We start from the raw sequence: 12,185 nt of genomic DNA, 5'->3' as shown, positions 1-12,185 counted from the left end.
TGTGTTTGAGAAAATATTTGGGAATGATGAAGTAAAAAAAATACTTTATAACGATATCAATAATAATAAAATTGTATCGTCCTATATTTTTGAAGGCAAAGACAGTGATTATCTAGAAAGCCTTGCGATGGAATTTGCAGGGCTTCTTCTTAAGTCAAAAATTCCTGAGAAAAAAGCAGACTTTGCTCTCTTTGGTAAGTCGGATAAGATTAAGAAAGAAGACGCTCAAACGATAGCAAAGGATGTTTACATAAGGCCCTTCGAGCTCGATCGAAAGGTCTATATGCTTCTGGGCGCAGAAGACATTCAAGTCGAGAGCCAAAATGTTCTACTAAAAACGCTTGAGGAGGCGCCAAGTTATGTTGTAGTCATCTTAGTTACTAAGAGCCTTAACATGATACTTGACACCATCATCTCAAGAAGCAAAGTGATTAGAGTGATGCCTCTTAGTGAGGCCGAGCTTATGGCATACATCAATGAAAATTATCCAAAGCTTGATAATAAAGAGCTATATGCATCCATTGCCATGGGTGATATAAGTGCGCTTAAATCCTTTATTGAAGACGAAAACGAGATGCAGCTCAGAAAGGCGAGCATAGCCGCAGCCATTAACGTGTTAAAGGCAAAGCGTTATGAGAGCATCAAGGACCTTGCGATTTTAGAAGAGAAGAAAGATGATATTGAAAAAATACTTACATACTTTGAAATTTTTATCAAGGATATAGCCTCGAGTGAAGAAAGGATAATTAATCTTGACTACAAAGACGAGATTAAAAGCCTTAAAGGGCTCGCTCTATATGACTTGGTAGATAGTATTGACATGATAGAAGAGACTAAAAGATACTTGGGTAATAGCGGTAACTTTAGACTGCATCTCGAGACTTTAGTTTTAAATATGATAGAAAAATTTGATAGGTGATTAAATGAATAAAAAAATAATTGGCGTAAGATTTAAGCCCATAGGAAAGATTTTTTACTTCGATCCTATGGAGCAAGAATTTACTACTGATGACAAGGTCGTAGTTGAGACTGTTAGAGGTCTTGAGCTAGGTGACGTTGTCATCGCAAATAAGGAGATAGACCTTGATGAGTTTGGCATACCTCTTAAGCCAATCATCAGAAAGGCGACTGAGAGGGACATTGCTCAAAAACTTGACAATGACAATAGAAAGGCTGAAGCGAGAGAGATATTTATACAAAAGAACGAGGAATATGGTCTTGGAATGAACTTACTTGACGTTGACTTCACTCTTGATTTAAACAAAGTTATCTTTTTCTTTACAGCTGAGGGCCGTGTTGACTTTAGAGAGCTTGTTAAGGATCTTGCAAGAATATTTAGAATGCGTATTGAGCTTAGACAAGTTGGCGTCAGAGACGAAGCAAAGTGCATACCATCAGTTGGTAAGTGCGGCAGAAAGACTTGTTGCTCGTCATTCTTAGGTGACTTCTCACCTATAAGCATAAGCCTTGCGAAGAACCAAGACTTAACGCTTAACGGAAGCAAGCTATCTGGTCTTTGCGGTAGACTTATGTGCTGCCTAAATTATGAGGCTGATCAATATAACGAATTAGTTGATAAGATGCCAAGGATAGGCGCAATAATTATCACTGAGCAAGGCAAGGGCGTTGTCATCGACAGATACATTCTTAAGCAATCCTTAAAGGTCGAGCTTAAGGAAGGCGACAACGTTGGCAAAGTTATATTGACTTTTGCTGATGAAGTCAAGGATACAGGCAAAATCGATAGAAACTACATTCAAGAATCATATACAGATGATGATAATGAAGATATTAAAAATATAGAAGGTGACTAGATGTTTATACAAGATAAAAAATTACTTATTGAATACGCTAAAAAGATGATTATAGATGAGCTAAGTGTTGGCACAGCTGGCAATCTAAGTATATATGACCCGGATGAAAAGGCGATGGTTATCACACCATCGGGTATTCCATACGATCACATGAACTTTGATGACCTTGTTGTTATGGACCTAGATCTAAATATACTTGAGGGCAAGAACAAGCCATCGACAGAATCATTTTTACACGCGCTTGTTTATAAGAACAGACCCGAGATAAGAAGCATAGTTCATACACACTCGATATATGCAACTAGCTACAGCACACTTCGTAAGCCCCTTGGAGCACTTCACTACATCATGGCCGACCTTGGCGGTGAGGACATAAAGTGCGCTGAATACGCTACATTCGGCACACAAGAGCTAGCTGAGGCAGCTCTTAAAGCACTTCAAGATAGAAAGGGCTGTTTACTTGCTAATCACGGCGTCTTAGCACTAGGCAAGGACCTTAGAGAAGCCTACTCCAATGCTAGAACCATAGAATACATCGCGAAGATGTATCACATAGTGCGCTTCGAAGACGATGTACACGTATTAAGCAAAAAAGATATAGAAGCAGTTATTGAAAGGATGAAGTCCTATGGACAATAAAGACAGGATGGACAAAGACCTCGGCTTCATGCTTAAGTACGAGAACGTTGCTTGGTTTGAAGACGGCAAGGTTAAGATACTTGATAGAAGAGTCTACCCGATTGAAACGCGCTACGAAATTTGCTCTAACTATAAAGAGGTAAGAGACGCGATTAAGAATATGGTTACTCAAAGCGCTGGGCCATATACAGCCGCTTTTATGGGCATGGCACTCGCTGCATATGAAGCAAAGGACTTCACTGAAGGTAAATTCATTAAGCATATGAACGAAGCAAAGCTAGCCCTTGCCAATGCTAGAGAAACAACATCTTTTAGGATGGCGCAAGTAACTGAAAGGGCCTATGATATCGCCAAGGACGCGATAGAGAAGGACTTAGTTCCATACGAAGAGATATTCAAAGGAGCAGTCGAGTCACTAGAGAGAAGGTACTCAGCTATAAACGAGGTGGCGAAGAACTTAGCAAAGCTAATGCCTGACGAAGGCGCCATCATGACGCAATGCTTTGGCGAGACCATAGTTGGCTATATGATGCTTAGAGCGAAAGAGCTTGGCAAAAAGATTAAAGTTTATTGTCCAGAGACAAGACCATTCTTACAAGGAGCGAGACTAACAGCTTCAGTACTAAGGAGCCAAGGCGAGGACGTTACAGTCATCACTGACAATATGGGCGCGTGGACAATGAAAGAGAAGAACATTAGCCTATTCACCTCAGCAGCTGATAGCATCACTAAGGAAGGCTACGTTGTTAACAAGGTAGGCACTTTGCAGCTAGCAATTTGCGCAAAATACATGGGTATACCGTACTTTGTAACTGGCATACCTGATTTAGGTAAATCGATTGACGATATAAGTATAGAAAAGAGAGACCCTCATGAAGCGACATCCTTTATGGGCAAGAGCCATGTAATGAAGGGCGTTAAGGGATTTTATCCAGCCTTCGACGTGACTCCGCCAGAACTAGTTTCGGCAGTAGTTACTGACAGAGGCGTCTTTGCACCATATGATTTAGCTTCATATGGCAATATGGGAGAAGTGGATTATTATTAAAATGTTTAAGGAAATGAATATTTACAAACAAATACTCATCACTATAGCTGTGGTTTTAATCTTATTTCTTGCAGCGACTTTTGCTTTTCCTGATAAAGTGGTCGGCTTTTTGACTAAGCTCCACCTAAAGAGCGACAAGACCCTTAGTCTTGACAAAGTTTATTCAAGGAATTTAACATCGGACATGAGAGTTTGCTTTAGAGATGGCCATATCTATTATCATAAAGATGGTACTCTCGTTATGACTGGCATGAGCGACGAAGAGCTAATGAGAAGGGACTTCGAAGCGAAGAGCGCGAACGTGCTTTTTAAGGACAAGTACATCTACTCGACTGACGCGCCTAATGGTATTGTCAATATTTTGAGCTATGATGACCTAAAAGACGTGAAGGACTTTAATTATGACGAGGCAATATCGTTTATAGATGAAAAAGGCGGCAGATACACTGCTTGGTTAAGTGACAACTTCAATGAAACGCTTCGTGCTTATGACGATGACTTCACTGAACGCTTTAGATACAAGGCGCTAAACCCGATACTCACATACAATGTCGACAAGGACTTCAAGACTATGCAGATAGCCTCCTTCGACCCGTATTCAAGTGAGATCAAGGCCTCTTTGTATAAGGAGATCAATAGAAAGGGCGAGAACAAACTCTATTACAAGTTTAACGACGAAGTCATTGCCTTTATCGCGGATCTTAAGGACATGAAGCTTGTTGCGACAAACAAAGCGCTATACTATATGCAAGAGGACGCTATTGTATTCAAAAAAGAGTACAATACTCTTAAGGACATAGCTGTCGATGGATCAAAAGTCTATTTGCTAGCTGATGATAAGCTTATGACGCTTAATAATAAAGCAGAAGTTCTTGACGAGCATACATTTAATCAAAATGTGAAGAGCATGCTTAAGTATAATAACGACTACATCGTTTACTCAGAAAGAGAAATTTATATACCATATAAGGCTAAGTACTATATGAAAGACATGCAAGAGGACATAAGAAATATTTATGTGAGCGGAGGCTTTATCGCTGTAGTCTCTGATGAGAACATAACAATTTATTCAATAAAGATAGGCTAAAGTATAAGAATTATTTATAATAGTATAAAATATCTTGACAGAAATCTATTTTAAGTATAAATTATAAGTAGGAGGCGGTATTTATGAAGGAAATAGATGCAAGAAAATTGGCATGTCCAAAGCCAGTTATATTAACAAAGAAAGAATTGGACGCAATGGAAACAGGTGTAGTTTGCACACTTGTAGATAACAAGGTTGCTACTGAAAACTTATCAAGACTAGCTGAGTCCATGGGACTTAAGGCTACAGTTGAAGAAGTGGGCGAAGACTACAAAGTAACTATCAACAAAGATCACGCTGTTGAAGTAAAAGCAGACGACGAAACATTTGTTATAGGTGTAGGCACTAACGTTATGGGCCACGGCGACGAAAAGCTTGGCGCAATACTTATCAAGAGCTTCTTATATACAGTTTCACAAACAGCTCCACTACCAAAGACTATAGTCTTCTTCAATGGCGGAGTTAAATTAACTTGTGAAGGCAGCGAAGTGCTTGAAGACATTAAGAACATGGCAGACAATGGCGTTAAGATCATTTCATGCGGTACTTGTCTAGACTTCTACGGCTTAAAAGAAAAGCTTGCAGTTGGCGAAATCTCTAATATGTACACTATCTATGAAACATTAGAAAAGGCAGATAGAAACATAGTTTTATCATAATGAAGAGATACGTTTTAAGCTTCAACTCAACTCACCACGCAATACTTGCTGAAGGCGTTTTTAAGAGTGAAGCAATCGAGTACAAGATGATACCAACACCAAGACACGTTAGCTTGTCTTGCGGCTTGTCAATAGTCTTTAACAAGGATGACCTTGACAGAGTAAATAAACTGATCGAGGACAAGAAAATTGAAGGCGAGGTCTTTGATTACTAATGCTTCTATATAAGCAAAATGATCTTGTTAAGATGAAGAAGGCCCACCCATGTGGCAGTGATGAATTTAAAATCATATCAATGGATGAAGGCGTTACTCTTAAGTGCAGCAAATGCGATAGAGTGATAGGCTTTAGTAAAGAGGACTTTGAGAAGTACGTGAGAAAAATTTATAGAGACGGAAAATTTATTAGCATAAGATGATGGAGATGTGATTTTATTCGCATCTCTATTTTTATGCGCGCAGAACAAAAATGGCGGCACATAAAGTGCCGCCATTAGCGTATATAAATTATTTTTCTTCGTGTTTATATGGTTCCAAGAATGCGTGGAAGTGTCTCATAGGTAAGTTCTTACCCCAAAGTATCTTCATATTTGGAATGCTTTCTCTATCTTCATAAAGTGCTTTGACAGCTGCTATAACATAATCAAGGTGCTCTTGAGTAAGTCTGCTTCTGTCTATTGCAAAGCGAACTACGTTTGCTAGTTCAGCTTGTTGCTCAGGCGTCTTAAGGTCATACTCCATTGAGAAGTCACCAAGCTCAGCAACTCTTATGCCGTAGCGCCTAATAAGTTCAAGCGAAAATCCTTGTCCAGCGAAAGTATCGTGACCGCGCTTGCCATCGAAGAACTCGTCCATGTTGATGTAGACTGCATGACCGCCAGCAGGTAGGACAACGCCCTTAACGCCTGCCTTGTAGAAGCCTTGAGCAAGGTACTCGACTTGCTTAACACGGCTGTCCATGTAATTAAAATCGCAGCTCTCATATAGACCAACAGCTAGTGCCATGATGTCGTGGCCACTCATGCCGCCATAGGAGTCGTTGCCGTAGCAAGAGATTTGCTTAACTTTAAGTCTTACGCCGACATCCATCTTCATGGAGCCGTCTTCATTAAAGTCAGAGAACTTTTGCCAGAATAGCCCCTTGTCTCTAAAGGCTAGCATGCCGCCCATATTAGCGTGGCCATCCTTTTTAGCTGACATACAGAAGCCGTCACAGTATGAGAACATCTCAGTCGCTATCTCGGCGATGGATTTGTCTTTGTAGCCTTCTTCATTCATTTTGATGAAGTAAGAGTTTTCTGCCCAACGAGCCACGTCAAAGATAAGTGGTATATCGTATTTGTGAGCGATTTTATTTACTTCTCTTATGTTCGCCATGGATACGGGTTGACCGCAAACAGTGTTGTTAGTGATGCACATAAAGATTAGTGGAACGTTTTCAACTCCGACAGCATTTATTAGCTCTTCTAATTTTTCTAAGTCCATATTGCCTTTGAATGGATTCTTGTCATATTTGCCGCCCTCAGGTATTTCATATAAAAGTTTTTTGTTATATAAATTTCTTGGTATAGAGCCCATTTGCTTGATATTGCCTTCAGTTGTATCGAAGTGACCGTTCGATGGTATAGTGAAGACCTTGCCTGGATGGCGCTCAGTCAATATATTTCTAACTATCTCCATAAGAACCGATTCAGCAGCACGTCCTTGTTGAATGATAAAGGAGTTAGGTCTTTCCATTTGCGCTGCGCCGCCATTGAAGAGGCCGCCTTCGTACTCGCACAGATAAACTTCGTCCATCATCTTCTTAACGTCTCTGCAATCAGTTCTAACTAGATCTAGAGTTTTCTTCCAGTTCTTTTCGCCGCCGCGTTCAAAGATGTCTCTAAAAGTATCAAGAAGAACGTAGTAGCCAGTGTTTCTGCCATATGCCTCGTCACCTAAGAACATCGATGACCACTGAGTGTTAGTCATGGCAGTCGTACCCGAGTCAGATAGCATGTCAATAGTTAAGAGCCCCGATGGAAACGCAAACTCGTTGTAGTGAGTTGCCTTAAGTGCCTTTTCACGCTCTTCTACTGTTACCTTTGGAAGGTCCTTAACCACATATGTAAAGTGTGTTGGCGTAGGAACATTTAATGGATATTTTTCACTCATAATATACCTCCTTTGAATTTTATGTGAGCTTAGTCCACTAATTCTAGTATAAGCTTTTAGCATATGAAAGTCAAGAGAATAAATATTTTATAAAAAACCATTCTCTCCTTTTTAAAATCATTGAAGTAAAGACTTTTTTGTGTTATAATCATCTTGGAGATTATTTTTTAGGAGTGATACTATGACTAATGAAGAAAAGGAGCTTCTTGATATCATCAAAGAAGATACCATGCCTGCCCTTGGATGCACCGAGCCCATCGCCGTGTGTTACCTTGGAGCGTTTATAAAAAAGTACATAAAAGATGACATTGCTAAGGCTAATGAGATCGATGTAGTTGTTAGCAAGAACATCTATAAGAATGGTAAGAGCGTTACTATACCTAATACTGGTACTTGCGGTCTTGACCTTGCAGCTATCTTGGGCCTAAGCGGAGGCAATAAGGACGACGGCCTTCTTGTTTTAACTAAATTTACTGACGAGATGATAGCTAGAGCGAAGGAGCTTAGAGAGACTTTAAATATCAAGCTAAGCTACGATGAAGATACACCTGACATATACGTTAAGATGAGTTTAAAATTTGACGACATGACAGTAGAGGGCCTTTTACAAAAGGGACATACTAATGTTGAATACATAAAAGTGGATGACGAAGTTCTTTATGAGAATAAGTTAGACGAAGCAAAGGACGATGTGAAGGAATTTATGTCAAAACTTACTCTTAAAAAGATTAAAGAGCTTGTCTTATATACGCCAATGGAAGAGCTTGCCTTTATTGAAGAGGGCGTTGAGATGAATATGCGCGCTGCAAATGAGGGACTTAAGCTTAAAAACTCGAATCTTTTAGGACAAAGCCTTAAGAAGATGGAGAACAAAAACATAATTTCAAACGATGCCTATACAAGAACCAGAATATTAACTGCGGCAGCTGCTGATATGAGGATGAGTGGCGGTAACTGCATGGTTATGACAAGCGGCGGCAGCGGTAACCAAGGCATCAACGTTATCATACCTGTATACTTAATATATGAAGAATTCGACTTAGATAAAGAAGACATGATTAGAGCGATATACTTCGGTCACGCCATCAATCGTTTTGTCAAGACTTTCTCAGGAAAGCTATCTGGCATGTGCGGCTGTGCTATAGCAGCTGGACTTGGCGCTGCAGCAGGCATCACCATGATGATGGGTGGAACAGACGAAGAAATCGAAGGCGCTTGCTCAAACATGTTTGCAAACCTTACTGGACTTATCTGCGACGGGGCAAAAAATACTTGCTCCTTAAAGCTATCGACATGTGCAGGCGAAGCAGTACTTAGCGCGTTTTTAGCACTTAACGGCTGCACTCCTAAGGAAAATGTCGGAGTTGTTTCAGGCACTATTGAAGACACTATCAAAAACGTTGGACTTCTTTGCAGAAGCGCGTTTAACAGAGTTGACGACGTGATGCTTGAGATTATAAAATAAATTTTAACAGGAAAAAATTATGGAAAGAAAATTTAAAAAAGCCATCAGCTTAGAAACATTTATCTTTTTGGCAGTACTATTTGCCTTTTTCTACTATCTTTCATCTAAGATGGGAGCCATTAACTTAATCAATACCTTTATGAATACAGCTTATGCCTTGCTTATGGAAGTCTGCTTTTATATCATGGCCATAGCCGTAGTTGCAGGAGGACTATCGGCCATACTAAGCGAGTTTGGTGTTATATCCTTAATCAATAAGCTCTTGTCAAAACTAATGAAGCCGATATACGATTTGCCGGGAGCGGCATCTGTCGGCGTTTTGACATGCTACTTATCAGATAACCCATCGATACTTGCTCTAGCTAAGGATAAAAACTTTTTAAGGTATTTCAAAAAATATCAAGTGCCAGTCTTGACAAACATAGGCACAGCCTTTGGTATGGGATTTATCACGACTACTACTATGATGGGACTAAAGATAGACGGCAGTATAAAGGCAGCGCTTATAGGTAATTTAGGAGCAATCATCGGCTCTATCGTTAGTGTTAGAATTATGATGATATTTACCAAGAAGAAATTTGGTCTTGAGGCGATGGCTGTCGGCGATGCAGACGCATCTAAGGCAACTATGGACCTAAGACCAGTTAGAGAAGGATCGATTTTCAATAGATTTATAGACGCCTTACTAGATGGAGGCAAGATAGGTGTAGACATGGGCTTATCAATAGTTCCGGGTGTTATACTTATCTGCACCGTGGTACTTATACTAACTAATGGACCGGGACCAGATGGGCTTTACACAGGCGCTGCAAAGGAAGGAGTAAAGCTACTTCCAATGATTGCGGACAAACTAAGCTTTATAATCAAGCCATTATTCGGTTTTACATCGGGCAAGTGCATAGCCGTTCCAATCACAGCACTTGGTTCAGCAGGAGCTGCTATAGGCCTAGTACCTGAACTAATTAATACAGGTGCAGCAAATGCCTCAGACATAGCTGTCTTCACAGCTATCTGCATGTGCTGGTCAGGCTATCTTTCTACACATATTGCGATGATGGATGCCCTTGGCTATAACGATCTAGCAGGCAAATCAATATTCGCACACACTATAGGCGGCTTAGCAGCTGGCTTTTCAGCACACATACTATTTACACTATTAGCATAGATAGGAGAAGAAATGGACGAGAGACAAAGAGTAATTTCATTATTTAAATACATTAGGCAAACTATTGACGACAAGTACAAGCCTATATTAAACGTTAAGGACGAGCTTTGGAACAAGTATTTGGACGAGATTAACCTTAACAATAAATTCCTCTACTTTTCTTGCGGAAGCGATTCGACGAGCGACGTGATCCTTAGAATCACTAGACCTTATTCGCAAAAAACGCAAGAAGATATTAGAGTGCAAAATTTATTCAAGGAGTTCAGAGAGCTATATTACAAGCTTGAGAACGAATCGCACCTATATGAATTAGTCTTTGCCAATGGCATTTTAATATCTAAATACGATGCCAATATCTATCATCCTATATTAATAAAGAGGGCGGCAATTGATTTTGACTCAAGGAAAGATAGTATAGCGATACGCGATACAAACAGAGACATGACTCTTGATATCAAGCTAATATCAATGATTGACAGTATTAATCACTTGGAGCTAAAGAATATCATGGAGCACATCTCCATGAACTACTACCACCCATTTGACACAGCGTCAATGGCTGAGCTAATGAAGTCTATGGCGAAGAGGTTACATACGGACTCATCTTATGAAGAGGCTGGTGTGAGCGAAACGGATAAGGCTTTCACCATAATCAATAGACCACTATTATTCTTAAGAAATAAAGAGACTGACTTTATACAAAATCTTGACGAGATGATTGAGTCCATAGAAAAGGGTTCGGAAGTGAACAAGAGCCTACTTAATCTATGCGGCGTAAACATCAAGGAAAAGGAAACAGAAGAGAGAGCAGAAACGCTTGAGGACAAGATCAGAAACATCGAGGGCATCTCGCAAAGCGTTTTATTCACTAAGGAAGCGAACAAGGAGCAGCTTGAAGTAGCCGAGAGAATCGCTAACTACGATACTGTTTTGGTGCAAGGACCGCCGGGCACAGGTAAAACGCATACCATAGCGAACCTATTGGGCGATATACTTGCAAGAGGCAAAACTGTTTTAGTCGCTTCACAAACAAAGAAGGCACTATCTGTACTAAAGAGCATGACTCAAGAAGAGATCAGAGCCCTTTGCGTATCGACTATTGACGACAACAACGAGGACATGGAGAAGTCCATCGACTCGATCACTGATTATATAAGCAATCACTCCATAGAAGAGCTTAAAGAAAAGATACAAAAGCTCAATATGGATAGAAACATTCTTATCGAGAGACTTAACGAAACAAGAAAGAAAATCTTTAGCATCAAATCATCTGAGCTAAAGAGTATTAATATAGGTGAAGAAGTCTTCAGCCCAATAGACGCGGCAAGATTTTTGCATGATCACGACGGTCTAAACAAGATACCGGGCGAGGTTAAGCTATATGAGGCGCTACCGATATCAAAGGGAGACATAGACTTTTTGTACTACTCAAACGAGGCTCTTACGAGAGAGGACGAAAAAGAATTAAATATAGGTCTACCAGATCCAAACAGCATACTTAATCCAGAAGACCTTGAAAAGACTATAGATGCGATGGATGCAGCACTTCTTAGAGCGAAGACGCTTAAGGAAGAGATCAGAAGAAATATCACTTTAAAGGAAAGAGTCTACCTTGATCAAAATGCACTTTACCATGGCAAGGCTGATGAAGATTTTAGCGATATCTACGAAAAGATTGACTATATCAATAGTCTTGACGAGCTAGAAGATTGGCAAATCAAAGTCATTGTTAGTGCCAAGGCAGGCAATGCTGATAAGAAGAGCTACATTAGACTAACAGAGCTAATCACAGAGCTTGATGACTACTACGATAGAAACGTTGAGCACCTAAGAGGCAAGAGACTTATCTACCCAGCTGATATGAATCAAAAAGAGCTAAGACAGTCACTTGAAGAGATGAGATCAAGACTTGTTGATGGCAAAAAGATCAAGGGTATATCCGCGATGTTTAAAAACTCGTGGAAGAAAGTACTTACAAGCGTTAGCATCAACGGCCAAGGTTTAGTAACTGTAGAGGATATGGACGACGCCATAGTCAACATCAATCTAGATATCAAGATATCCGAGCTAAAAGCGCTATTTGATGAGCTTATATATAAGACAAATGATGATTTCGATAGAGAAAAGCTAATTGAAAATAAAGAACTATTAAGCT

Annotated in this window: 12 protein-coding genes; 11 read left to right on the top strand and 1 reads right to left on the bottom strand. The window is 39.9% G+C overall.

The window, feature by feature from the left end; translation table 11 throughout:
- Window position 1: 1 nt before the first annotated feature.
- The 8 genes from Q0E71_RS02345 to Q0E71_RS02310 all read left to right on the top strand — a co-directional run bounded on the left by Q0E71_RS02345 (window position 2) and on the right by Q0E71_RS02310 (window position 5,665).
- Window positions 2-919 carry a hypothetical protein gene (locus Q0E71_RS02345; protein WP_294795603.1) on the top strand — a complete coding sequence of 306 codons (918 nt, stop codon included), beginning with the start codon at window positions 2-4 and terminating at the stop codon, window positions 917-919.
- 4 nt (window positions 920-923) lie between these two features.
- The gene (locus tag Q0E71_RS02340) at window positions 924-1,814 is read left to right on the top strand and encodes a stage 0 sporulation family protein (RefSeq protein ID WP_294795601.1); all 891 of its coding nucleotides are present in this window, start codon (window positions 924-926) and stop codon (window positions 1,812-1,814) included.
- Entirely contained in the window at window positions 1,815-2,453 is a 639-nt protein-coding gene (locus Q0E71_RS02335) for a class II aldolase/adducin family protein (protein ID WP_294795599.1), read from the top strand.
- Window positions 2,443-3,501 (top strand): S-methyl-5-thioribose-1-phosphate isomerase, encoded by a 1,059-nt coding sequence (locus tag Q0E71_RS02330; protein WP_294795597.1) that lies wholly within the window; start codon window positions 2,443-2,445, stop codon window positions 3,499-3,501. Before Q0E71_RS02335 ends, Q0E71_RS02330 begins: the two co-directional genes overlap by 11 nt.
- 1 nt (window position 3,502) lies before the next feature.
- Window positions 3,503-4,588 (top strand): hypothetical protein, encoded by a 1,086-nt coding sequence (locus tag Q0E71_RS02325; RefSeq protein WP_294795595.1) that lies wholly within the window; start codon window positions 3,503-3,505, stop codon window positions 4,586-4,588.
- Window positions 4,589-4,671: 83 nt separating this feature from the next.
- On the top strand, window positions 4,672-5,247 hold the full coding sequence (yedF, locus tag Q0E71_RS02320) for a sulfurtransferase-like selenium metabolism protein YedF (RefSeq protein ID WP_294795594.1): 576 nt from the start codon (window positions 4,672-4,674) through the stop codon (window positions 5,245-5,247).
- Entirely contained in the window at window positions 5,247-5,462 is a 216-nt protein-coding gene (locus tag Q0E71_RS02315; RefSeq protein WP_058259991.1) for a DUF3343 domain-containing protein, read from the top strand. Before yedF ends, Q0E71_RS02315 begins: the two co-directional genes overlap by 1 nt.
- Entirely contained in the window at window positions 5,462-5,665 is a 204-nt protein-coding gene (locus Q0E71_RS02310; protein ID WP_294795591.1) for a DUF951 domain-containing protein, read from the top strand. The genes Q0E71_RS02315 and Q0E71_RS02310 overlap by 1 nt, the downstream gene beginning before the upstream one ends.
- Before the next feature lie 88 nt (window positions 5,666-5,753).
- On the opposite strand, the gene Q0E71_RS02305 is transcribed toward Q0E71_RS02310, so the two are convergent.
- The gene (locus Q0E71_RS02305) at window positions 5,754-7,400 is read right to left on the bottom strand and encodes a tryptophanase (protein ID WP_294795589.1); all 1,647 of its coding nucleotides are present in this window, start codon (window positions 7,398-7,400) and stop codon (window positions 5,754-5,756) included.
- 181 nt (window positions 7,401-7,581) lie between these two features.
- Between Q0E71_RS02305 and Q0E71_RS02300 the strand changes: the two genes are divergently transcribed.
- The 3 genes from Q0E71_RS02300 to Q0E71_RS02290 form a co-directional block, all read left to right on the top strand.
- The gene (locus tag Q0E71_RS02300) at window positions 7,582-8,865 is read left to right on the top strand and encodes a serine dehydratase subunit alpha family protein (protein WP_294795587.1); all 1,284 of its coding nucleotides are present in this window, start codon (window positions 7,582-7,584) and stop codon (window positions 8,863-8,865) included.
- Between the two features lie 19 nt (window positions 8,866-8,884).
- Window positions 8,885-10,030 carry a hypothetical protein gene (locus tag Q0E71_RS02295; RefSeq protein ID WP_294795585.1) on the top strand — a complete coding sequence of 382 codons (1,146 nt, stop codon included), beginning with the start codon at window positions 8,885-8,887 and terminating at the stop codon, window positions 10,028-10,030.
- A gap of 12 nt (window positions 10,031-10,042) precedes the next feature.
- A partial coding sequence (locus Q0E71_RS02290) for an AAA domain-containing protein (protein ID WP_294795583.1) occupies window positions 10,043-12,185 on the top strand: 2,143 nt, incomplete at its 3' end.

It is taken from the genome of uncultured Fenollaria sp. (genome assembly GCF_934202865.1).
Taxonomy (GTDB): Bacteria; Bacillota; Clostridia; order Tissierellales; family Peptoniphilaceae; genus Fenollaria.
Note: the sequence above shows the minus strand (reverse complement) of the source record. Positions and strands in the feature narration are given on the sequence as shown.